This window comes from Streptomyces sp. ICBB 8177, from assembly GCF_003144095.1.
Lineage (GTDB): Bacteria > Actinomycetota > Actinomycetes > Streptomycetales > Streptomycetaceae > Streptantibioticus_D.
In genome coordinates this window covers 852432-873875 of record NZ_NSKH01000023.1, presented here as the reverse complement: position 1 = coordinate 873875, position 21444 = coordinate 852432, and the positions used below count along the sequence as shown (strand labels likewise).

The 21444-nt window shown below is 73.3% G+C and carries 21 protein-coding genes and 1 pseudogene; 16 read left to right on the top strand and 6 right to left on the bottom strand.

Features of this window, described 5'->3' with window-relative positions:
• The first annotated feature begins 104 nt into the window (after nt 1-104).
• The 3 genes from CK485_RS24240 to CK485_RS24230 all read left to right on the top strand — a co-directional run bounded on the left by CK485_RS24240 (nt 105) and on the right by CK485_RS24230 (nt 2101).
• Nucleotides 105-956 (top strand): peptidoglycan recognition protein, encoded by an 852-nt coding sequence (locus tag CK485_RS24240; protein ID WP_241968561.1) that lies wholly within the window; start codon nt 105-107, stop codon nt 954-956.
• 16 nt (nt 957-972) lie between these two features.
• Nucleotides 973-1725, top strand: a complete 753-nt coding sequence (locus CK485_RS24235; RefSeq protein WP_109453957.1) for a DUF72 domain-containing protein — start codon at nt 973-975, stop codon at nt 1723-1725.
• A gap of 142 nt (nt 1726-1867) precedes the next feature.
• A complete protein-coding gene (locus CK485_RS24230) occupies nt 1868-2101 on the top strand; it encodes a DUF6296 family protein (RefSeq protein WP_109453956.1) in 234 nt (77 codons plus the stop codon).
• A 48-nt stretch (nt 2102-2149) separates the two neighbouring features.
• Here the strand turns inward: CK485_RS24230 and CK485_RS24225 are convergent, their stop codons facing one another.
• Nucleotides 2150-2449 carry an antibiotic biosynthesis monooxygenase family protein gene (locus CK485_RS24225; protein ID WP_109453955.1) on the bottom strand — a complete coding sequence of 100 codons (300 nt, stop codon included), beginning with the start codon at nt 2447-2449 and terminating at the stop codon, nt 2150-2152.
• Between the two features lie 664 nt (nt 2450-3113).
• Between CK485_RS24225 and CK485_RS24220 the strand changes: the two genes are divergently transcribed.
• From CK485_RS24220 to CK485_RS24210, 3 genes are all read left to right on the top strand, one after another.
• Complete coding sequence (locus CK485_RS24220) at nt 3114-4061, top strand: zinc-binding dehydrogenase (RefSeq protein WP_109453954.1); 948 nt, start codon at nt 3114-3116, stop codon at nt 4059-4061.
• Between the two features lie 224 nt (nt 4062-4285).
• Nucleotides 4286-5146: an IclR family transcriptional regulator C-terminal domain-containing protein gene (locus tag CK485_RS24215; protein WP_109453953.1), complete on the top strand. Its 861-nt coding sequence runs from the start codon at nt 4286-4288 to the stop codon at nt 5144-5146.
• Nucleotides 5147-5384: 238 nt separating this feature from the next.
• On the top strand, nt 5385-6281 hold the full coding sequence (locus tag CK485_RS24210; RefSeq protein WP_109453952.1) for a hypothetical protein: 897 nt from the start codon (nt 5385-5387) through the stop codon (nt 6279-6281).
• Nucleotides 6282-6303: 22 nt separating this feature from the next.
• Here the strand turns inward: CK485_RS24210 and CK485_RS24205 are convergent, their stop codons facing one another.
• Both CK485_RS24205 and CK485_RS29830 read right to left on the bottom strand, forming a co-directional pair.
• A complete protein-coding gene (locus CK485_RS24205; protein WP_109453951.1) occupies nt 6304-6519 on the bottom strand; it encodes a dodecin in 216 nt (71 codons plus the stop codon).
• A gap of 217 nt (nt 6520-6736) precedes the next feature.
• Nucleotides 6737-6969 (bottom strand): annotated as a pseudogene (locus CK485_RS29830) (amino acid permease); the annotation flags it as partial.
• A gap of 377 nt (nt 6970-7346) precedes the next feature.
• On the opposite strand from CK485_RS29830, the gene CK485_RS24195 reads away from it, so the two are divergent.
• The 3 genes from CK485_RS24195 (at nt 7347) to CK485_RS24185 (ending at nt 10056) form a co-directional block, all read left to right on the top strand.
• The gene (locus CK485_RS24195) at nt 7347-8165 is read left to right on the top strand and encodes a helix-turn-helix transcriptional regulator (RefSeq protein ID WP_109453949.1); all 819 of its coding nucleotides are present in this window, start codon (nt 7347-7349) and stop codon (nt 8163-8165) included.
• 174 nt (nt 8166-8339) lie between these two features.
• Complete coding sequence (locus tag CK485_RS24190) at nt 8340-8864, top strand: hypothetical protein (RefSeq protein ID WP_109453948.1); 525 nt, start codon at nt 8340-8342, stop codon at nt 8862-8864.
• The gene (locus CK485_RS24185) at nt 8857-10056 is read left to right on the top strand and encodes an MAB_1171c family putative transporter (RefSeq protein WP_109453947.1); all 1200 of its coding nucleotides are present in this window, start codon (nt 8857-8859) and stop codon (nt 10054-10056) included. Before CK485_RS24190 ends, CK485_RS24185 begins: the two co-directional genes overlap by 8 nt.
• 13 nt (nt 10057-10069) lie before the next feature.
• Here the strand turns inward: CK485_RS24185 and CK485_RS24180 are convergent, their stop codons facing one another.
• Nucleotides 10070-11482 carry a hypothetical protein gene (locus CK485_RS24180; protein WP_109453946.1) on the bottom strand — a complete coding sequence of 471 codons (1413 nt, stop codon included), beginning with the start codon at nt 11480-11482 and terminating at the stop codon, nt 10070-10072.
• A gap of 176 nt (nt 11483-11658) precedes the next feature.
• Here CK485_RS24180 and CK485_RS24175 point away from each other — a divergent pair, with 176 nt between their 5' ends.
• Nucleotides 11659-12579, top strand: a complete 921-nt coding sequence (locus CK485_RS24175; protein WP_109453945.1) for a squalene/phytoene synthase family protein — start codon at nt 11659-11661, stop codon at nt 12577-12579.
• 29 nt (nt 12580-12608) lie between these two features.
• Here the strand turns inward: CK485_RS24175 and CK485_RS24170 are convergent, their stop codons facing one another.
• Complete coding sequence (locus CK485_RS24170; RefSeq protein WP_241968560.1) at nt 12609-13724, bottom strand: hypothetical protein; 1116 nt, start codon at nt 13722-13724, stop codon at nt 12609-12611.
• Between the two features lie 271 nt (nt 13725-13995).
• On the opposite strand from CK485_RS24170, the gene CK485_RS24165 reads away from it, so the two are divergent.
• The 6 genes from CK485_RS24165 to CK485_RS24140 all read left to right on the top strand — a co-directional run bounded on the left by CK485_RS24165 (nt 13996) and on the right by CK485_RS24140 (nt 19915).
• Complete coding sequence (locus CK485_RS24165; protein ID WP_109453944.1) at nt 13996-14808, top strand: G1 family glutamic endopeptidase; 813 nt, start codon at nt 13996-13998, stop codon at nt 14806-14808.
• A 364-nt stretch (nt 14809-15172) separates the two neighbouring features.
• Nucleotides 15173-16813: an ATP-binding protein gene (locus tag CK485_RS24160; protein ID WP_109453943.1), complete on the top strand. Its 1641-nt coding sequence runs from the start codon at nt 15173-15175 to the stop codon at nt 16811-16813.
• Nucleotides 16814-16815: 2 nt separating this feature from the next.
• Complete coding sequence (locus tag CK485_RS24155) at nt 16816-17223, top strand: roadblock/LC7 domain-containing protein (protein ID WP_109453942.1); 408 nt, start codon at nt 16816-16818, stop codon at nt 17221-17223.
• Nucleotides 17220-17579, top strand: coding sequence for a DUF742 domain-containing protein (locus CK485_RS24150; RefSeq protein WP_109453941.1), 360 nt, complete (start codon nt 17220-17222; stop codon nt 17577-17579). Before CK485_RS24155 ends, CK485_RS24150 begins: the two co-directional genes overlap by 4 nt.
• Complete coding sequence (locus CK485_RS24145; protein WP_109453940.1) at nt 17560-18198, top strand: ATP/GTP-binding protein; 639 nt, start codon at nt 17560-17562, stop codon at nt 18196-18198. Before CK485_RS24150 ends, CK485_RS24145 begins: the two co-directional genes overlap by 20 nt.
• 100 nt (nt 18199-18298) lie before the next feature.
• Nucleotides 18299-19915 (top strand): cytochrome P450, encoded by a 1617-nt coding sequence (locus tag CK485_RS24140; RefSeq protein WP_109453939.1) that lies wholly within the window; start codon nt 18299-18301, stop codon nt 19913-19915.
• Between the two features lie 186 nt (nt 19916-20101).
• On the opposite strand, the gene CK485_RS24135 is transcribed toward CK485_RS24140, so the two are convergent.
• Nucleotides 20102-21211 (bottom strand): hypothetical protein, encoded by a 1110-nt coding sequence (locus CK485_RS24135; RefSeq protein WP_146214577.1) that lies wholly within the window; start codon nt 21209-21211, stop codon nt 20102-20104.
• Nucleotides 21212-21444 lie beyond the last annotated feature (233 nt).

Sequence of the window (21444 nt, the reverse complement as noted above, 5' to 3'; positions counted from 1 at the left end):
CCGCGTCACGCCTGGGCGGCCGCCGCCGACCGGCCGCGGTACCGCGGCCGGTCGGCGGCGGACAGCGGATGCGGCGCCCGCGGGTGCCGCTTACGCTCATGATCATGACCATAGACCGGCGCATGGTGCTGCGCGGCCTGAGCAGGGCCGCCGCCGCGGGCCTGCTCGGCGCGGCCCTGGCGGCGGCCGAGGCGGGCCGGTCGTCCCGGAGCAGGTCGGCGCGGCCCGTGGGGCCGTCCCGCCCCTCGCGCGGCCGGGACGTGGCCGTGGCCGCCGCGCGCTGGTCGGCGGCGCGCCCTGACGTCGTACCGCGTTCGGCCTGGCATCCGGATCCGGCGCACCACGAGAAGCCCAGCCTCTCGGCGCCCTCGGTGAAGGCCGTATTCGTGCACCACACCGACAGCGGCAACGACTACTCCCCCGGTGACGTACCGGAGTTGATCCAGTCGTTCTACAACGACCACATAGAGAGCCGCGACTGGGGCGACATCGGCTACAACTTCCTGGTCGACCGCACCGGTGTGATCTACGAGGGCCGGGCCGGGGGCGTGGACAACGCGGTGATAGGCGCGCACACCCTCGGGTTCAACGTGGGCACGGTGGGCATAGCGGCGATAGGCAGTTACGGCGGCGGCGAGCCGGTGCCCGACGCGATGCTGGAGTCGATAGCCCGGCTGTGCGCGTGGAAGCTCGGCATGTACGGGGTGGACGCGCGCGGCAGCACCGTCCTGGTCTCCACCAACAGCGGCAGCCGCTTCGCCCGCGGCACCCGCCACGTCTTCCGTGTCATATCCGGCCACCGTGACGGCTACTGCACCAGGTGCCCCGGCGACTCCCTCTACGCCCGGCTGCCCGACCTGCGGGCACGGGCCTACGACCTCCAGGACCGCAGCGCTCCCGCCGGCACCCTGCCCTCCGTGGTGCCGCCCTCCTTCGTCCGCAGGGCGCTGTCGTGACACCGCTGGAGTCCGCGTGCCGGTACTGGTAGGGACATCGGGGTGGCAGTACAAGGACTGGCGCGAGGTGCTCTATCCGCAGGGGACGCCGCAGCGCGAGTGGCTCGCCGAGTACGCGGCCCGCTTCGCCACCGTGGAGAACAACAACGCCTTCTACCGGCTGCCGTCCGAGGCGACCTTCGCGGACTGGCGGCGCGCCACACCGGACGACTTCGTGATCGCGGTCAAGGCGAGCCGCTACCTCACCCACATGAAGCGGCTCCACGATCCCGAGGAGCCGGTGCGCCGGCTGCTCGCGCACGCGGCGGGGCTCGGCGCCCGGCTCGGCCCGGTGCTGCTCCAGTTGCCGCCCAACCTGCGCTGCGACACCGGGCTGCTCGACGCCTGCCTCGGCTGCTTCCCCGAACGCGTCCGGGTCGCGGTCGAGATGCGGCACGAGTCGTGGTGGACGGACGGGGTCCGCGGCGTGCTGGAGCGGCACGGCGCCGCGCTGTGCTGGGCCGACCGCGGCTCGCGCCCGGTGACCCCGTTGTGGCGCACCGCCTCGTGGGGGTACGTGAGGTTCCACGCGGGCCTGGCCGAGCCGTGGCCGCGCTACGGGCGCCAGGCGCTGGAGAGCTGGGCGGGACGGATCGCGGACGCCTGGCCGCGGGAGGCCGAGGTGTTCGCGTACTTCAACAACGACCCGGGGGGCGCGGCGGTGCTCGACGCGTCGGCCTTCGCCCGGGTCCTGGCCGCCTCCGGCCGGGATCCCACCCGGACCCCGTAGATCCGGGGGGGCCGTGCGGACGACCTGGGTCGCGGAAAGGTGCGAAAATGTACTGATGTGCACTTACGTGTACTGATGTCTACCGGCGGAACGCGCTTCACATCCCTCACATTGCTCGCACGGACCAGCACCGGGAGGTGCCATGGACACACGGACGACGGCGTACGAACTGGCCTTCCCGCACCCCGGGCAGGAGGAGCCCGACCGCGTGGTGGTGCGCCGAACCGACGCGTCCGGACCCGGCGGCAGCGCGGTCTACGAGGACGACAGCGGCATCGTCAGGGCGGAGATCAGCGACGAGGGCGAGGTGCGGATGCTGCCCTCCGGAGGCCGTCAGGCGCTCACCCGCCCCACGGACGTCAAACCGCTGTCGTGAGGCGGTGAACGCGGCCGCGGGGGACGAGTTCCGCACGGGCCACGGCGTTCAGCCCTGCGGGGTGAAGTGCGAGACCCTCGGCGCCCGCAGCAGGTAGCGCAGCTCCTGCTCGGCCCAGACCGGCCTGACCCGCCACATCGGGCCCGCGTAGCCGCGCAGCGCCGCCTCGTCGCGCCAGCGGCTCACCAGCAGCACCCGGGGCTCCTGCGGGTCCGTGGAGCACAGCAGCTCCGCGCCCAGGCACCCGTCCACCTGCCGGATCGGCGGCACGACGTCCGCGGCCATCATGGCGCAGAACTCCCCCATCAGGCCGGGGACGACCGGCGCCTCCCACACGCGGACGATCACTTGGGCCTCCTGCGGTCAATGGACCGAGCGGACACGGCCCATTATCCGCTCGGACCCACCACGGCGCCCGGCCCGCTCCCCCACCCGGGAACGCGCTGATTCGGCGGCACGCGGACGAATTTCCCGCACAAGGAAAAGACGACGCGAAAAGGAGTCAAGGAGTGCGGGTGAGGAAAGGCGGCCGATCGGCGTTCTACGCGGGGCCCTGCGCTTTCCAGAAAACTGAATGAGTCGCGCTCGGGTGTGGGGTAAATCCCACCCAGAACCCGCAGGACCAAAAATCCCCCGCGGACCTTGCGGGTTCAAGACCCGAGCGCGACTCGCGAGTTCACTATGTCAAAGCTGCCCCCGCACCGCAAGGCCTCAACCGCTTTCTCGCCCTGCGAGAAAGCGGTACTCCGTTATGTCCGGATGCGACGACTTCCGGCTCTCCGCGCTTTCTCGCAGGGCGAGAAACGTAATGCGGAGCGGGGTTCCCGTGACACCGCGTACGGCCGCGCCGGGTTCGCGTACCCGGGATCGGCGAATGTCATACGCTGTCGTCGGCAGGACTCCGGCGGCTGTCCGCGGCACGCTCCAGCGGCGGCCGGACGGTCCTCAGGGGGCAGCAGAGAAATGTGGCCGGCCAGGACGGTCGGGGCAGTTGAGGCAGGCGAGGAGAAGAATGCGCGCTATCACCATGCGTGAGTTCGGCGGGCCCGAGGTGCTCGAACTCGCCGAGGTTCCCGACCCCGAACCCCGGGGAGGCCACCTCCTGGTGAACGTGACCCGTGCCGGGGTCAACTACGCCGACGTGCACGTGCGCGGCAACACCTATCTGGCCCCGGTCGAGCTGCCGTACATCCCCGGCAACGAGATCGTCGGCACCACCGAGGACGGCCGCCGGGTCGTCGCCCTGACCCGGGGCGGCGGCTACGCGGAGAAGACCCTGGTCCACCGCAAGGTGGCGTTCGACGTGCCGGACGACATCACCGACGAGCAGGCGGTCGCGCTCGCCCTTCAGGGCAACAGCGCCTGGCACCTGCTGTTCGGCGCCGCCCAGGTGACCGCCGGGCAGACCGTGCTGATCCCCGCGGCGGGTGGCGGCCTCGGCTCGCTGGCGGTGCAGCTGGCCGAGCAGGCGGGCGCCAGGGTGATCGCCATGGCCGGCACCGAGGCCAAGCGCCGGCTCGCGGCCGACCTCGGCGCCGCCGCGGTCGTCGACTCCTCCACGCCCGAGGGCCTGACGGAGCGCATCCTGGACGCGGCGGGCGGTCCGGTGGCCGCGGCGCTGGAGATGACCGGCGGCGCCACCTTCCACGCGACCCTCGCCGCGGTCGCCCCGCGGGGCCGGCTGGCGGTGTACGGCTACGCGTCCGGTGAGGCGGTGGACGTGCCCGTGCGGCTGCTGATGGAGAAGTCGGTCACCGTCAGCGGCTTCTGGCTCCCCCAGCTGTACACCGACCGCCACGCGCTGCCCACGAGCATGCGGGCGCTCATCGCGGCGGTGCGCTCCGGCGCACTGCGTCCGGTGATCGGCGCGACCTACCCGCTGGCCGAGGCGGCGCGGGCGCACCGGGCCCTGGCCGAGCGGACGGGCGCGGGGAAGCTGGTGCTCACGACGGCTTCCTGAGGGCACGGCGCACCGCGTTCCGCGAGGGCGCGCGAGGACCCGATCGCGGGGAGTTGGGCAAGGCGCGGTCGCGGGCGGCAGGGCGTACCGGGCGGCCGGGAATCGACCGCCCGGCGTCCGGTATGCCCCGCGTCGGGCGGCCCGAGCTTGCGTGCCGCGGTTTCCGTGGAAAGCTGTTCCCCTGACCATGTCACGTCACCTGAGCGAGGGGCGGGCTCACCGCGATGAGCAGGCACAGCAACTCCGGGCACCCCGTGGACACACGGCGCGACGGCCACGCCTCGCCGGGCGGCACCAGCCACGCCGAGCGGGTCTTCCGGGTGCAGACCGCCTTCGCCGAACTCGGCGGCGTCTCGCACGGCCCCGGTGAGCTGGCCAGGGTGACCGGTCTCGACGACTCGGCGGTGCACCGCATCCTCCAGTCCGGCGTCTACCAGGGCACGTTCGTGCGGGTGGGCCGCGGGCAGTACCAACTCGGCCTCGCCGCCGCACAGTTGGGCCTGCACGCGCTGGCGCGGGGCCCGGAGGGCGACGCGGGCCACGCCGCGTTGCAGGAGCTGCGCACCGCGACCGGCGGCGGACTGGCGTTCCTCTACATGCTCGCGCCCTTCGGCGGCGCCCAGCGGCAGTGCATCGACATGGCCGTCGGCGACTCCGACCTGGTCGAACTCGGGATGACCCCGCGTGACGTGCTGTCGGTGACCAGGTCCCTGCGCACCGGCGCCTCCGGACGAACGATTCTGGCCTATCTTCCGCGTTCCCTCCAGGAACGCGTCATCGCCGAACGCGTCCCCGAGGAGGCGGGCCCCGGCGTCTACGTGGACGACGACGCGCTGATCGCCTCCCTCGCCGACGTGCGCGACCGCGGCTACGCACTCGGCCAGCAGGAGTGCATGGCCGGATGGAACTCCTGCGCCGCGCCCATCATGTGGGACGACTCGATCATGGGAGCCGTGCTGCTGCTGAAGCCGATGCACGAGATGCCGCTCGCCCCGCCCGAGGTCATCGACGCCACGAAGACCGCGGCGGCCCGCCTGAGCCGCCTGGCCAGCGGCCCGTGGCCGTCCGCCGTGGCGTACGCGTAGCGGGGCCGCGGGCGAACCGCCCCCGATCGCCGCGCGTGGCCCGGCTCCGGCGCGATAAGTCCCGTACAGGGCACGTGATCCCTTACGCGTGCCCTTCACACTGTCCCCACCACCCCCGCGCCGCCTTTCACCCAGGCATCACAAAGGCACCTCCTGCCGTGGTCCCCCCGCCGCTACATTGATCGCCACCTCGCCCGGACCGGGTGAAGGGAGAAGGACGAGGGAGTACCGGCGGGCCATGGACCACTGCCCTGTCTGCGGCGCCTTCCCGGGTCAGGGGCCGGGCTGCCCCGCCTGCGCGACGCAGGCGTTCCATCCGCGCCCCGAGCCCCCGCAGACGCCGCTGCCGCGTCCTTACGCGCCGGAGCCGGTGGCCGTCGCCTCGCACGACAGGCACGTGGCCGCCCCCTACACGCGGTTCGAGGCGTACGAGCCGTACGAGACGGGGCCGGGCTCCGCGGCACCCGGCGCCGGCGTGTGGGCGGGCGACTGGGACGAAGCCGCCGCCACCCTGGCCGATCCGCCAGGTTCTCGCGAGCCGCTGACGGGTCCGGCGGGTGTGCCTGACCCGCTGTCCGACGCGACGCCCGCCGGTGCCGGCACGGACGCGGACGCCGGGTCCGACGACGCCGACGCCGTTGTGCCGGGGCCCGGGCACGGGCGCACCGGGCGTGGTGGCCGCCGGGCGCGGCCCAGGCGGCGCGGCCTGAAGGTGGCGCTGGGCATGGCCACCGGATGCGTGCTCGCCGGGGCGGTGGTGACCGCGCTGCCGGGCGAGTTCGTGCCCACCGGGCAGCGGGCGCCGTCCGGCACGCCCGACGCCGGCGCGAGCGCCTCCGACGACGGCGGCGGCGCGAGCAGCCTGCCGGGCACGAGCGCCGAGCCGGCCGCCGCCCTTCACCTGCCCTCGACGTCGCCCTCCGGCAACAGCGCTTCGCCCTCCGCCAAGGCGTCCGCGCGACCGAGCACGCCGGCGAGCCGTGCGCCCGTCACCACGCCCACCGCGAACGCGCCCGCGCCGCCACCGGTCACCAGCGCGCCCCCGCAGAGCCCGACCGCGCCCGCGAGCACGGCTCCGGCGCCGAGTCCCTCGCGGTCCGCGCCGGGCTCGTGCTTCCTGTTCTGGTGCGACTGACGGCCCTCGGGCCGGCCGTGTCTCAGTCGGCGTCCTCCAGGCGGAAGCCGACCTTCATCCCGACCTGGAAGTGCTCCACCTCGTCGTCCACGATCTGCCCGCGTACCTGGGTGATCTCGAACCAGTCGAGGTTGCGCAGCTTGCGGCCCGCGCGCTTGATGCCGTTGCGGATCGCCGCCTCGACGCTGTCGGGCGAGGTGCCGACGATCTCGGTCACCCGGTAGGTGCGATTGGTCATGGTGGTCCCTTCGAGGTCGTCGGAGCGGACGACGTCGCACGGCGGGAACGCCTGGTGTGACGGCCTGCGAGTCGCCTTCCTTCCCAAGCACGTACGCGGGGGCGAAGGCCGCGAAACGACCACCTCGCCCCCGCGTCGGATGCTACCGCCGCCACCTGCCGCCCGCCTGCGCTCGGACGGGGGGGCGGGCCAGGGGGCGGGAGCGCGGGGAGTGGGTTCAGGAAGAGGCGGCCCTCTCCAGTTGGAAGGCCTCGTCGCCCGGGCCGATGCGGGCGTGGGCCTCGGGGCGGCGGGCCTTGACAGCCAGGCTGTCGACGAGGCCCGCGCGGGCGGCCGGCGCGACGACGCCGGGCAGGATCCGGCTCAGCGACGAGCCGGGGTCGGCGCCGGCAGGAAGCCGAAGTCCTTGACGGTGAAGACCGCGATGACCGGCAGCGCCGCGCACGCCAGGCCTGGCGGGGCGCGGTCGCCTCGGGAGGATCGGCCAAGTGGCGGGTGAGCGGGCCGCGTTGGTGAGGCATCGCGCCGCGGCCCGGGGACTTGAGTCGCAGTTCAGGACGTGGCCCGAAATGCCGCGCCCTGAGCTGCGACTACCCCCGTGTGGCGCCGGGCGCTCCGCCCTGGGGCGGTCGGCCGGTTCGGCGCTGTACCCGATCCTGCGCCAGGTCGCGAGGTGTTGTCAACTATACTTTCACCACCCCCCGATCACCGCGCTCCCGCCGCCTTGCCCGTACGGTCACCCGCTCTTGCCGGGCCCGGATCCGCGCTGCCACAGTAGGAGCGGTGACCGAGAGGAGTGCCTCCTTACGGAAGTGAGCGACCGCGGAATGAGCAACGGCAGCAGCGCCGACCGGCCCGCCCTGCGGGTGGCCCGCCGACTGCGCTCGCTCTTCCGGGCCGTCCACCCTGCGGGCCGCGGCCCGTGGACGCAGGAAGAGGTCGCCGAGTCCACCGGCGTGCCGGCGGAGGTCATCCGGCGGCTGTGCGACGCCGAGGCGAGCGACGCGCCCGACCCGACGGACGACCAACTCAAGTCAGTCGCACGGCACTTCAGGGTCCCGGTGGAATTCCTGACACTGCCGGACGACTCGCCGCAGGTGCGCGCCTGGACGTGCGTGTCCCGGCGCATGAACCTGCTGTTCGCCGACATCTACCCGGCCGGGCGCGGCCCGTGGACGCACGAGGAGGTCGCCGAGTCCAGCGGCGTCCCGGTGGAGACGATCCGGCGGCTGTGCGTGGGGGCTCCGCTGAACGGCGACACCTTCGCGGTGCGGCTGGACCAGTTGTGCCAGCGCATCTCCCCGGCCACCGGCAAGCCGTACTCCAACCGCGAGGTGGGCGCCGCGGTCGGCAAGTCCGGCCAGTACATCGGCAACCTGCGTGCCGGGACCAACGAGCCGGGCCTGCCGGTCGCCGCGGAACTCGCCCGCTTCTTCGGCGTCTCACTGTCGTACTTCGTCCACGGCCCGAAGGAACTGGTCGCCCGGCACTTCCGGGTCTCGGAGGTCTACCTCACGGCGGAGGACGACTCGCCGGCCGTCCAGGAGATCGAGCAGAGCCTGCGCACGCTGATCGCCCTGCGGGACGAGCGGGTCCAGCGGGTCGTCGGGCGCGTCCTCAACCACACCTGGCCGAAGCGGTCCTAGACCTTGGGCCGTCCGCGGGCCGCCGCCTCATCGGGCCGTTGAGGCGGCGCTCCCCCGGCGGCCCGGGCCCCGCCCGGCCGCCATGGTCGGGGTCGTCCCCGTCCGCGACTACGATCGGTGCTCCAGCGATCAGCCGTTCGACGCCGGCCGCACGCGCCTTGAGGAGGAAGGCAGATGGGCATCAGCAGCGACAGGCGCCGTGCCCGCAGGCTCATCCGCCGGCGGCTCGCCCTCCCGCAGGGCCGCCCGCTCACCCTCCAGCACCTGGTCGACGCGGTGGCCGCGGCACGCGGCAAGCCCGTCGAGGTGGTGCACCGGGTGCTGGCGCCGCGGGTGACCGGCTTCTGCGCGGTGCGCCAGGACCGGGACGTCGTGGTGGTCGACGCGACCGCCCCGCGGTTCCTCCAGATGGTCATCACCTGCCACGAGTTGTTCCACCTGCTGCACGACGACGCGCCCGCGCAGGACGGGCCCATCGACCCGGAGACCGCCCGCGCGCTGATGCCCGGTCTCGGCCAGGACATGGTGGAGATGGTGCTGCTCGGCCGCTGCCTGGACGGCGCGCACGACCGGGACGAGGTGGAGCACCTGGCGGAGGTCGGCGGTACCGAGCTGATGCAGATGCTCGACCTGACCCCGGGCGCCGCGGCCACCGGCTCGTACACCTCGGCGCTGGAGAACAGGAGGCCCGGTGTCTGAGGGCACGGCCGACGTCGTCTACCTGGTCGTCGTGCTCATCGGCTGCTCCAGCGCGGCGGTGAAGGTGGTGGCGCTGCGGCGCGGCTTCACGGTGTCGCTGGTGGTGATGATCTCCTGCCACGTCGCGGGGATCGGGGCCTTCCTGGGGGCGACCCCGCTGGTGTACCGGGCGATCGACTCCGCCGCCGGACGGCCGGGGTTCGCGACGCTCGTGGTGTACTCCTGCATCGTCCTGTTCAGCGCGCATGCCCATCTGCTGGCCGTGCTGTGGGCCGCCGAGGTCAGGGGCGTGCCCGCGCCGAGGCTGCGCGTGGGGGTGCACGCCGTCTGCTACGCGGCGATCCTCGCGGCTATGGCCGTCACGTTCCTGCGCGCCCGCATCACGGGGCCGGAGCATCCGCTGACGTTCAACGTCTCGTACGCGGGCGACGGGGAAGTGGTCGCCTTCCTCACGGTGTTCATGGTGGGCCTGTCGTACTCGATGCTGTCGGCGGCCTGGGAGTGCCGGCAGGGCTCGCGCACCGAGAACGAGCGGCTGCGCAAGGGCCTGCGCGACATCGGCACGGCGTCCCTGTTCATCTTCGGCTACGTGGTCTTCTCCGGGCCCTCGCTGGCGCTGGCCGCCACCGGGGACCACGCGCTCGACCAGCTGACCCAACTCGGTGCGCTGTCCGGCACGGTGGGCGCCTTCGTCCTCAACTGGGGCTTTTCCGGGCCGGTGTTGCAGACCTGGTGGCGCGACCGGCGCGACTACCGGCGGCTGCGACCGCTGTGGGACACCGCGGTGGAGGGCGCGGGGCGCACCGTGGCGCTGGCGCCGCCGGGACGGATGGTGGAGCGCTGGTCGCTGCTGAGCGCGGGGGCCTGGCTGCTGGTGCGGCGGCTGGCCGACATCTGCGACGCGGAGCGGGCGTTGTCGCCCTGGATGGACCCCGGGCTCGCCGCTGAGGTCGCGCGGGCGGCGGACGCGGCGCGGGCCACCCCCGAGGAGGTGCGCGCGCTGACCGCCGCCGCGATGCTGCTGGACGCGGTGGACCGCAGGGGGCGCGGCGAGCCGCCGGCGTACAGCGTGCTGCCCCGGCACACCGACGTGGCGCCGCACAGCGAGCGTGCCCACCTGGTGAGGGTGGCACGCTCGCTGGACCATCCGCTGGTGCGCGACCTCCTGGGACGGCGCACCGCCGCAGCGTGACGGCGGGAGGCGCTCAGCCGCGGTTCGCGGCGAGCAGCGCGCGGGCGACGCGCAGCGCGGTGCCGGGCCGGGACAGCAGCCCCGGGCGCTCGCGCATGTTCACCACGTCGAGGAACCGGCGGTAGACCTCGGGGTCGAGTGCGCAGGCTCGGCCGAGGCGGGCGCTGTACCACTGGGCGGCCCGGAATCCGGCTGGGTAGGGGCCGTCGACGTGCGGCTGGGCCAGGTCGCCGACGGCCGACAGCTGCCATGCCGCGTCGACCACGACGCGCTGCCGGACGAAGAAGTCCCGGGCGGGCTCGTCGACCCGGCCGCCCGAACGCAGGTACGCGGACAGACAGGACGCGTGCAGGGCCGCCGACGTCATGCCCTGCCCGTAGACGGGGTTGAAGGAGGCGGCGGCGTCGCCGACCACGACCAGCCCGGCCGGGAAGCGGCTCAGCCGGGTGAACTCCCGCCGCCTGCTGTCCGGGACCCGGTGGCACACGACGTCGCCGAGGAGCTCGCACCCGGTCGCGATCTCGCGCACCGGCCCGGCCGGGATCGCGGCACAGCGCGCCACGAACTCCCGCGGGTCGCGGCCGGGGCGGCGTGCGGCGTATCCGCTCAAAACCATCATCCACCGGCCGCCCTCCACCTCGGCCACGGCGGCCGAGTCCGGCTGGGGCGACCCGGCGGGCGCCGGGGTGGACAGCGCGGTGGTGACGGCGACGTCGGGGAGTTCGGGGCCGCGCCGCAGCAGGGCGGTGGCGTAGCCCAGGTCGATGGCGATGCGTTCGACCGGGGGCGCCTGCCAGCCCGCCTTCTCCAGCCACGCGCCGATCCGGGTGCCGCGACCGGTCGCGTCCACCACGAGGTCGGCGGCCAGGCAGACGCGGCGGGCGCCGGCGGGCCCGGCCGGGGACCGCTCGTCGTCGGTCGCCGGATCACCGGTGGGCAGGTAGGAGGCGCCGCACACCCGCCGGCCGACGGTGTTGGCCGTGAAGCGCAGGCCGTCCGCCCGGCCGCGCACCACTTCGACGTTGGGCAGGCCAAGCACCCGGCGCCGCACCCGCTGCTCCAGGAACGGGCGGGTGGAGCTGATCAGGTCGTGCCCCGGGATCAGCGGCCGGCGGACGCCGTCGGTGTACTGGTGGACCCGCTCGCCCGCGCAGAACACCGCGCCGTCGCCGAGGAGTTCGTCCGACATGCCGGGCAGCCAGCGGTCCAGCTGGGTGCGGCCCATCGCCATCAGGACGTGCAACTGCACCCCTTGCGGCACGCCCGGCCGGGGGCCGCCCGCCGCTCCCCCGGCGTCCGTACCGGTGCGGCCACCGGCCGCCATGTCGTCCGGTTCGACGATCACCACGCGCTCGGCGTGATCACTCAGCACTCTGGCCGCCAGCAGCCCCGCGACGCTGGCCCCCAGCACGACAGCCGTACGCACAACTCCCCCTCGGAATCGGCATCGTTCCCCCACCGCACCCTAAGGGGCTCGCGCCTGCCGTGGGCCCCGCTGACGGCGTGCGGCGCGGCGTGATCCACTGTCCCGGAGCGGTTCGCCGGGATCCTGACCCGGGGGCGGGGCCGCCACGGAGCGTGGGACGACGAAGGGCGGCCGGGATGGGCGCATGGGAGAAGTCACTCGACGCGGCCGGGATCCGCGACACGGCGCTGCGCGCCGACTACACCCGGCAGCGCGAGGTGGTCGTGCGGTTCAAGCGCGACGCCTACCTCGCGGCGCTCCTGCTGCTGCCGCGTGAGCTGTTGCCGCACGTGGTGGCGGCGACCGCGTTCATGCACACCTGCGACAACCTCCTCGACAGCGGCCCCAAGGAGGGCCGGGCGCAGGCATGGGAGGCATGGGAGCGCGAGGTGCGTGCCGGGCTGGCGGACGGCGCCGACCGCGAGGCCGACCCGGGCCTGCGAGCCCTGCTGCACAGCGCGGCGGCGAGGCCCCGGCTGGGCGAGCACGTGGCCGCCTACCTGGACACGGCGCGGGCGGACCTGGACTTCACCGGGTTCGCGACGGAGGCGGACCACCTGCGTTATGTGGAGCGCTATTCGCTGCCCGCGTTCCTGCTCGTCGCCTGCCTGCTGGAACCCGAGGGGGACGCCGCCCGGGCCGCGTTCCGCACCGCCTGCCGGACCTACATCGACGCGGCCCAGCGGCTCGACTTCGTCAACGACCTCGCGGAGGACCTGGCGGCCGGGCGGCTCACGCTGCCGCTGGAGACGCTGGAGCGCTTCGGCGTCACGCGCGACGATCTGCGGTCGGCCCGGGACACGCCCGCGACGCGCGAGTTGGTCGCGTACGTGCTGGGGCAGGTCCGCGACGGGCTCGCCGCCACCCACCGGCTGATCCCCGACGTGCCGCCGGTGGGCCGGCCGCTGCTGCGCGCCCTGGCCGGTCTGGACGACCTGACGCTGACGGCGGCGCGGGCCGAGGGCGCGGGGCTGCTGCGCGGTCCGGTGAAGGCGTCGAAGCCGGGGACGGCCGCGGTGCTGCTGCGCGAGTGGGTCAACGCCCGTCGCGGGCGCTGAGTCCGGCCGACGGCCCGGGGTCGCCCGTGTCAGGCGTCGCCGGTGCCGTGGGCGTCGTCCCAGCTCCAGCGGATGCCGAAGCGGCACGGTCCGGCGGCGAGCGCGACGGCGTGGACGGCGCCCGCCGCGTCCAGCCTGAGCAGCTTCTCCTGCGGGCGGGAGTCGAGCCCGGCGCTGCGGAAGGAGTGGCAGGTGACGGGCAGCGCGGCCGGGTCGAACCGCACCTCCAGCACGTACTCGCGCACCGGCACGTGCAGCGTGGACTCGATGCGGGTGGAGAACGGGCGCGGCGCGCGGTGTTCGAGGGTGGACTCGACGATGATCGTCTCACCGCGCACGAGCGGCCGGTCGAAGAGCAACTCCGCCACCAGCAGCCCGCTTTCCGGCACCTCCACGACCCGGCCGGTGCGGCAGGGCGGGGCGGCGCGCACCAGCGGGGGCGGGCCCGGGCGTTCGAGGCGGTAGACGGTGACCCAGCGGTCGGGCCCGTCGCGGTCGGCGAGCAGCAGCTGACGGGCCCACTTGGAGCGCTCGCGGCCCCGCTCGTCGAGTTCGATCCTGATGGTGCTGCTCAGCCGGGTCAGGCTGCTGTCCCAGCGGGTGTCGACCCGGCGCAGCGCCTGGGCGACGTCGTCGAGTCCGGACCACACGTCGGCCAGCGCGGAGCGGCGCGCGGCGCCGGGTACCCGTCTGCCGCGCGGCCGGGGCGGCCCGAGCAGCGCGGCCAACGCGCCCTGCGGCAGCCCGAGTACGTCCTCCAGGGCGGTCAACGCCAGCAGTGAGCTGGGGCGTTCGGGGCGGTTGCGGCCGGACTGCCAGGAGCTGAGGGTGGCGGCCGAGACGGTGGTGCCGCGGCGGCGCAGCCGGTCCTGCACCCGCTCCAGGCTCAGGCCGCTGGCGGCGATCGCGGCGCGCAGCGCCTCCGCGAACGGGCCGGTTCGCAACAGCCGGGCCACCTGCGGGTGTCCGGCGCCGCACTCGGCGGGGCGCGCGGCGCGGGCGCGGTCCGGACGCGGGTCGGGCGCCCGGTCGGCGGGAGGCCAGCCGGCCGGCTGCGGGGCGGGGCCCACGCCGGGGGACAACGATGTCCGCCCTCTCGCGGCGCGGGCCTGTGTTCTGGACTCGACCTGCGGTCTGGGCTCCATGGGGTCGTCCTGGCCTTCCCGGTCCCGCGCGCTGCCGCGCACTTGCGCGTGCCGCTGCGCACTGCTGCGCCAATTCGCTCAATTCTGAACGACTTCCAGCATCTTGCCATGCACATGACGCGACGTGCAGTCTTTCCTGCGGCACCCCCCACCACCACCTGGTCCTCGCCCCAACGGGGACCAGGGCCGTACCGCGCACCACACGCAAGCAGCCCGCACAGCCCTGCGCAAGCACCCCCCACAAACCCCCCACGATTCGAGGGAGTTCCCCATGCCCCACAAGGGTTCCGCACGCCTGCTCACGGTCGCCGCGGGAGCGGCGGGCCTCGCGCTCGCCGTCACCCCCGCCGCGCACGCCGCCGCGCCGACCGCCCACCACGCCCACCCGGCGCAGGTCAGCCCCTCCGTGGCCCGCCACGAGAGCCACGATCTGCGCAACGTCCGCGACGCCGGCAAGCACGCCGGGGTGACCTCGGGCAACTGGTCCGGCTACGCCGCCACCGGGTCCAACGGCAGCGACACCTCCGTCTCCTCCTCCTGGGTCCAGCCGTCGATCACCTGCGGCGACCAGGACACCTACTCCTCGTACTGGGTCGGTCTCGACGGCTACAACAACTCGGCGCTGGAGCAGACCGGCACGGAGGCCGACTGCATCGGCGGCCAGGCGGAGTACGGCGCCTGGTGGGAGGTGCTGCCCGCCTCGGAGAGCCCGTACTCGGTCACCGTCGCCCCCGGCGACCAGCTGACCGCGACCGTCACCGACAACGGGGACGGCACCTTCACCATGACGCTCGCCGACTCGACCCAGGGCTGGACCAAGACCACCAGGCACTCGGGCTCCTCCGGCTACCAGGACAGCTCCGCCGAGGTCGTGGCCGAGGCGACCAGCGTCGGCGGCCAGATAGCCCAGCTGTCGAACTTCGGCGAGGTCGACTTCACCGGCTCCACCGCCAACGGCCAGTCGCTGGACAGCACTTCGCCCACCGAGATCACCATGCAGAACCAGGACAGCGGCGACGTGATGGCCCAGCCCGGCTCGCTGTCCGGCGGCGACTTCTCCGACACCTGGGAGAACTACAGCTGACACCCCACCCGCCGCCGCGCACCGGTCGGCACCGCACACCCTTCGCCCCGCCGGGCCTGCCCACCCCCCGGCGGGGCGAAGTCATGTTCGGGGCAAGCCAGTTCGGGTCCGACTCCGTCGGGTGAACGAGGGCTGGGACGCGGCCTGAAGGGGGGCACCGTACCGCAAAATCAGGACCGCCATGGGCTGCTGTCACAAGCGAGGTGATTATGCGTCAGCCACAAGCGGAGGACGGCTATGCTACTTGCGGCTCAGCGTGTTGTCGCAATTACGCCTGGTCAACGCATGTCCTCTGACCTGCGAAGATCTTCCGCCTGACGCTGAATTTCGCTGGTCCGATTCCCTGTCTGCCGACGGTTTGAGGATGCTGATGGTTCGTAGAGGATCGTCAACCGGAGTCTCCCGGCCCGCCTCGGGTCTCGCCTGGTTACTGCCCGCGCTCGCGGTCGCCGCGTGCACCGCGGTCGTGGCGGCGACGACCACTTCGGCGGCCCGCGCGCCGGTGATCTGGTGCGGCGGGGCCGCGACGGCCGTGGTGGCCGTGGTCTGCGTCGTGGGGTCGCGCCGCGACCGGGCGCTGGCCGACCTGCGGCGCAGGTACGACCGGCAGGAGCAGTCGATCGCCCGCCGCCTCGCCCGGCACGACGAGGAGACCGCCCGGATCGCCGAGGTGCTGCTGCCCATCGGCCTGACCCGGCTGCGCAAGGGCGAGAGCCCGCTGGACGTGCTGGAGTCGATGGCCACCCAGGAGGTGGCGAGCGGCACCCCGTTCAACGCGTCGCACCGCAGGGTGCTGCGCGAGGTGCTGGAGATCGTCTCCACCGAGGAGGACCAGCGCGACTCCGCGCAGCGGGCGTTCGTCAACATCGCCCGCCGCGTCCAGGCCATCACCCACCAACAGGCCCAGGACCTGCGGGAGATGGAGGACCGGCACGGCGCCGACCCCGAGGTCTTCGGCGACCTGCTGCGCATCGACCACGGCACCGCGCTCATCGGCCGCCTCGCCGACAGCATCGCCGTCCTCGGCGGCGCCCGGCCCGGCAGGCAGTGGAGCAGGCCGGTCCCGCTGTTCAGCGTGCTGCGCGGCGCGATGTCCCGCATCCTCGACTACACCCGGGTCGAACTGCACTCGGTCACCGAGATCGCCATCGTCGGCCCCGCCGTCGAGCCGCTCATCCACGCGCTGGCCGAGCTGCTCGACAACGCCACCCGCTACTCGCCGCCGCAGACCATGGTCCATCTGACCGCGGTCGAGGTGCAGTCGGGCATCGCCGTGGAGATCGAGGACGGCGGCGTGAGCCTCAGCGAGGAGGCGCGGCTGCGGGCCGAACGCCTGCTGTTGCAGGCCCAGGCGGGCATCGACCTCAACGACCTCGGCGAGACCCCGCGACTCGGTCTCGCGGTCGTCGGCAGGCTCTGCCAGCTGTACGGGTTCCAGGTCGCCCTGCGCCCGTCGGCGTACGGCGGGGTGCGCGCGGTGCTCATCGTGCCGTCCGAGTACCTCACCACCGCCCCCGCGCCCGGCCGGGCGCACGGCATCGGCGCCGTCTCCGCGGGCACCCGCACCGAGAAGGCCCCGCCGCGCACCACCCTGCCGCGGATCAGCACCCCGCAGCGCCCGGTGCAGCACCCGGGCGTGCGGTCCGGCTCGCGGGCGGCGCGCACCTCGGTGCCCAAGCCGCCTCCCCCGCCGCCGTTCGAGGACGACATCCCTATCGTCACCGAGCGCACCGCCAACGGGCTGCCGCAGCGCAGGCGCCGCGTGCCGGGGGTCATGACCCGCGGCCACGCGCGGCCTGTGACCGGTTCCGCCCCGAACACCCCGGCCGCCCCGCCCTCGGCGCGGTCGGCCGACCCGGCGGCACCGAAGCCGTCCGAGGATCCCGTACAGCCCGGTATGTGGCTGGCCGCCTTCACCAGCGCCGTGGCCGGCGAGAGCCCGGCTCCGGGTGAGGCGCGCGACAAGAGCGACGAGTCGTCGGACGAGTCGGACAAGGGTGAATAGCCATGATGCAGTTGCGAGCCAACATGGACTGGATGCTCAAGGACCTCGCGCAGAGCGTCCCGCAGACCCGCCAGGTGGTGGTGCTGTCCTCAGACGGCTTGCGGATCGCCCAGTTCGGCGGCGAGCCCGACGCGGCGGACCGGCTGGCCGCGGCCTGCGCCGGGCTGCAGAGCCTGGCCGCCGCGGTGGGCGCGGAGTTCCCACACAGCGACGGCCGGATGCGGCTGGTCGTGATCGAGATCAACGGCGGCTACTTCTACCTGATGGCGGCGGGCGTGGGCGCGTACCTCGCGGTGCTGGCCGACGAGGGCGTGGACGCCGGGCTGATGGGCCACCGGATGCGCGACCTGGTGGCCCGGATCGGCGAGCACCTGAGCAGTCCGCCGCGCCATGACGGGCAGGTCACATGAGCGAATCCGATCAGGTGTGGGAGAGCGGCGAGCCCGAACGGCCGTACGTGGTCACCCGGGGGCGCAGCGGCGCGGACGACAAGGCGCCGCTGGACCTGGTGACACTGATCGTCTCCCGCTCCGGGCCCACCCCGGGCATGGAGCCGGAGCAGTCCAACGTGTTGCGGCTGTGCCGCTCACCGCTCTCCGTGGCCGAGATCTCCGCGTACTTACATCTTCCGGTCAGCATGGTCAGCGTGCTCGTCCACGACCTGCTGGCCGAAGACCGGGTGGAAGCACGCTCGCTGGTGCCGCCGGCGCAGCTCCCCGATCCAGCGATCATCGAGGCGGTGATGTATGGACTTCAAAAGCTCTGACCCGGTCGACGGAGTCGGCACGATCGTAGGGCCGCGCAGTGAGGACCTGCTGCCGTCGTCCGCCGCCGCGGCGGTGAAGATCGTGATCGTGGGCGGCTTCGGCGTCGGCAAGACCACCCTGGTCGGCTCGGTCAGCGAGATCAGGCCGCTGACCACCGAGGAGACGATGACCCAGGCCGGTGTCGGTGTGGACGACACCGCCGGGGTCGAGCGCAAGACCGCGACGACCGTGGCGATGGACTTCGGCCGCATCAGCATCAACCGCGAGCTGGTGCTGTACCTGTTCGGCACCCCGGGCCAGCAGCGTTTCTGGTTCCTGTGGAACGGGCTGTTCGAAGGCGCGTTGGGCGCCGTGGTGCTGGTCGACACCCGTCGCATCGAGGTCAGCTTCGACGTGATCGGGCGCCTGGAGGAACGCGGCGTGCCGTTCGTGGTCGCCATGAACACCTTCCCCGACGCGCCGTCCTACCCGATCGACGAGTTGCGGGCGGCGCTGGACCTGCCGGAACAGGTGCCGATCGTGGACTGCGACGCACGCAAGCGGGCCTCCAGCCGCGACGTGCTGATGACGCTGATGCGGTATCTGCACGCGATGACGCTGAACCCGGCGGGCGCGTGAAGGCGGCGGGAGCCGTGGCACGGCTCCCGCCGCCCCTTGCCCCCCCGTCCCCCATGAACCCCGCTGTCCATCCCGAGAACCCCGTCGTACCGGAGCCGTCGTGACCGCTTCCCAGCCGGACAACTCCCGCCTCGATTCACTGCTCGGACCGCCGCCCGGCTGTCCGGCCCACGGGCTCGGCCCCAACGGGCTGCGCAGGCTCTACGGACCGGAGGCCGACGCCGACCCGCGCGGCCTGTACGCCAAACTGCGCGCCGAGTACGGCGCGGTGGCCCCGGTCCTGGTGCCGGGCGACTTCCCGGCCTGGATCGTGCTGGGTCACAGCGAGAACCTGGAGGCGATGCGCAACCCGTCCCGTTTCTCGCACGACTCGCGCCGCTGGCGGGAGATGCGCGAGGGGCGGGTGCCGCCGGACTCCCCGCTGCTGGCGGTGGTCACCTGGCAGCCGATGTGCTCCTTCCTCGACGGCGAGGAGCACGAGCGGCTGCGCGCGGCGGTCACCGACAGCATGGACCGCTTCGACAGCCGCGGCATGCGCCGCCATGTGACGCGTTTCGCCAACCAGTTGATCGACGAGTTCGCGGGCGAGGGCCTGGTGGACATCGTGGAGCGCTTCGCCCAGCACCTGCCGATGCTGACGATGACCCAGCTGCTGGGGATGCCGGAGGAGTACGGGCCGCGGCTGGTGGACGCCACGCGGGACATGATGCAGGCGTCCCCGACAGCGCTCGCCTCCAACGAGTACCTGGTCAAGACGTTGCGTCAGCTGGTGGACCGCAAACGGGCGGAGCCCGCCAACGACTTCGCCTCCTGGCTGCTGACCCACCCGGCGGAACTCGACGACGACGAGGCGGTCGAGCAGCTGCGGATGGTGCTGATCGCCTCGTACGAGACGACGGCGAACCTGATCGCGACCACGTTGCTGATGGTGGTGACCGATCCGCGGTTCCGTTCGTCGCTGGCGGGCGGTTCCATGACACTGCCCAACGCGGTGGAGCAGGTGCTCTGGGACAACCCGCCGTTCGCCCGGGTCTACGGCCGCTGGGCCACCGGGGACACGGTCTTCGCCGGTCAGCACATCAAGGCGGGCGACATGCTGGTGCTGGGCCTCGCGGCGGCCAACTGCGACCCGGTGGTGCGCCCCGACCTGAACGTGCCGATGCACGGCAACCGTTCCCATCTGGCGTTCAGCGGCGGCCCGCACGAGTGCCCGGGGCAGGACATCGGCCGGGCGATCACCGAGGTGGGCATCGACGCGTTGCTGATGCGGCTGCCGGACGCCCGGCTCGCGGTCCCGGAGGAGGAGTTGCGCTGGGAGTACAACGTGCTGTCGCGGCGCCTGATGTCGCTGCCGCTTGAGTTCACGCCGCCCAGGTCGCCGTCGCACCCCGAGTCGGTGTGGCGCAACGCGACGGCCACGCAGTCGGGGCCGCTCGACGGCGCGCTGGCCGGTGGCGTGGTGGCGGGCTTCGGGGATCCGGTGGCCACGGCGTCGGTGGGGGTGGCGACGGCCGCCGCGTCCGTCCCGGCGGCCCGCGAGGAGGCGGCCCCGGCTTCCGCCGCCGAACGGCGGGCACCGCAGCGGCTGCCGGAACGGGCACCGGAACCGGTGCCCGGCGCTACCGGCCCGGGCGGGGGCGGCAGTGCGCAGGACCGTGGCGGTCCGGTGGGCCGGTGGTGGCGCGCGCTGGGGCGGTGGTGGCGCGGGGAGGTGTGAGGCGCGGGGGGCGCGCCGGGGAGCGGGGCGCGAGGGTTGCGCCGGCGCGCGGGGGTGCGGGGCGCGGGCGGACGGCCCGCCCGGGTCTGCCTGCCGCGGGTCCCGCCCCTGGAAAGGGCGGGACGTCCCGTACGGCCGGTTGCGCCTTCCGCGTCGGAGCTTCGCCTCGACGGGAAGAGGTGCTGGTCAGTACAGGTGCTGTTCGACGTAGGCGGGTGCCTGTCCCGCCGGGCCGAAGCCGCCGTCCTGGTAACGGGGGCTGGTGCGGTGCCAGTTGAGGCTGCCGGAGATCCAGGCGCCCAGATCGGTGAGCGAGTCCTCCACCCTGCCCCAGGCCTCGTCGTCCAGCCCGTAGAGGAACCGCATGCCGCGCAGGTCCTCGCAGGCCTGGAGGAAGTCGCGGGTGGACTCGGCGATCATTCCGGCGACCCGGTCGAGGGTCTCCTGCCAGCTGTCGCCGGTGATGTCCTTCAGGACCGCGACGATGTTGTGGTCGTGATCGCCGCGGGCGAGTTCCTTGCGCACCGAGTAGATGTCGTTGGTCCAGGTGATGATGTCGTTGGCGGCCAGGCGGATCGCCCGGTAAGGATCGCTGTCCGCCACGACGGCCGGGACCTCGGCCGCGTTGGCGACCTCGCTCAGGTCGAAGAACATCTCGCAGCCGGAGAACAGCCGCCGCCTGCGCACGAACCCGGTCAGCTCCGGCGCGGTGCCGTACGCCCCTGGCTGACGGGGTAACGGCATCACGCTGAAGACGAGATAGTCGCGGTAGTGCGCGGCGAACCGCTCACGCCAGGCCCGGGACATCGGTCCGGCGGTGCGCCGCCACAGGTCGGCGATGGCGGCGACCGCGGGGCCGCCCGCCCGGGCCGTCGGCCCGTACGGGGCGACCGGCCGTGCCGCCACGGCGGGTTCCGGGGCCATGGCGAGCCCTTGGGCCATGGCGGGCTTCGGGGCCGCGGCTGGTTCGGGGGTGAGCTGGGCGATGAGTTCCTCGATGAACAGGGCCTGCTGGGAGGAGGTGTCGGCGGCGCGGTTGTCCTCGTGGCCCTCGTCGAGCTGGTCGTCGAGTATCCAGCTGTAGACGGTCCATTCGGCGACCAGCCGCAGGCGTTCGGCCCTGGGGTACACGTCGGCGGCGAACTTTCCGAACCCGCAGTCCCTCAGGTGGCGTTCCGCCTCGGGGCTGCGGACGAGGTCGAATCTCCTCGCCCAGTCGATCAGGTGTTCCTCGACCCCGGCGGCACGGGGATTAACCCGGGCGGGGAACGGGCACCAGAGTGTTGGGATCCCCACGGCAGGCGGATGAGAAGGCGCCCTGCTGGCAATCATCACAACTCCTTGACCGGTTGTCACCGCGCTCCGGAGGCACAACTGTCCCCAGAGTGCAGTGTGTTAATACGGTCATCCCCCACCATGCCCATGAACATTCAACGTCGCGGCATGGATTCAATACGGTCGAGTAGTGCGGAGGGACAGGTTCCATTTTAGTCCCGAACCGACCCTTGGCGATCAATAGTGATCGGCGT

Bases quoted from the DNA above. Each gene is read 5' to 3' on its own strand.
- CK485_RS24240 (WP_241968561.1), top strand. From the start codon at position 105: ATGACCATAGACCGGCGCATGGTGCTGCGCGGCCTGAGCAGGGCCGCC.
- CK485_RS24230 (WP_109453956.1), top strand. From the start codon at position 1,868: ATGGACACACGGACGACGGCGTACGAACTGGCCTTCCCGCACCCCGGG.
- CK485_RS24220 (WP_109453954.1), top strand. From the start codon at position 3,114: ATGCGCGCTATCACCATGCGTGAGTTCGGCGGGCCCGAGGTGCTCGAA.
- CK485_RS24215 (WP_109453953.1), top strand. From the start codon at position 4,286: ATGAGCAGGCACAGCAACTCCGGGCACCCCGTGGACACACGGCGCGAC.
- CK485_RS24210 (WP_109453952.1), top strand. From the start codon at position 5,385: ATGGACCACTGCCCTGTCTGCGGCGCCTTCCCGGGTCAGGGGCCGGGC.
- CK485_RS24205 (WP_109453951.1), bottom strand. From the start codon at position 6,519: ATGACCAATCGCACCTACCGGGTGACCGAGATCGTCGGCACCTCGCCC.
- CK485_RS24195 (WP_109453949.1), top strand. From the start codon at position 7,347: ATGAGCAACGGCAGCAGCGCCGACCGGCCCGCCCTGCGGGTGGCCCGC.
- CK485_RS24190 (WP_109453948.1), top strand. From the start codon at position 8,340: ATGGGCATCAGCAGCGACAGGCGCCGTGCCCGCAGGCTCATCCGCCGG.
- CK485_RS24175 (WP_109453945.1), top strand. From the start codon at position 11,659: ATGGGCGCATGGGAGAAGTCACTCGACGCGGCCGGGATCCGCGACACG.
- CK485_RS24170 (WP_241968560.1), bottom strand. From the start codon at position 13,724: ATGGAGCCCAGACCGCAGGTCGAGTCCAGAACACAGGCCCGCGCCGCG.
- CK485_RS24165 (WP_109453944.1), top strand. From the start codon at position 13,996: ATGCCCCACAAGGGTTCCGCACGCCTGCTCACGGTCGCCGCGGGAGCG.
- CK485_RS24160 (WP_109453943.1), top strand. From the start codon at position 15,173: ATGCTGATGGTTCGTAGAGGATCGTCAACCGGAGTCTCCCGGCCCGCC.
- CK485_RS24155 (WP_109453942.1), top strand. From the start codon at position 16,816: ATGATGCAGTTGCGAGCCAACATGGACTGGATGCTCAAGGACCTCGCG.
- CK485_RS24150 (WP_109453941.1), top strand. From the start codon at position 17,220: ATGAGCGAATCCGATCAGGTGTGGGAGAGCGGCGAGCCCGAACGGCCG.
- CK485_RS24145 (WP_109453940.1), top strand. From the start codon at position 17,560: ATGGACTTCAAAAGCTCTGACCCGGTCGACGGAGTCGGCACGATCGTA.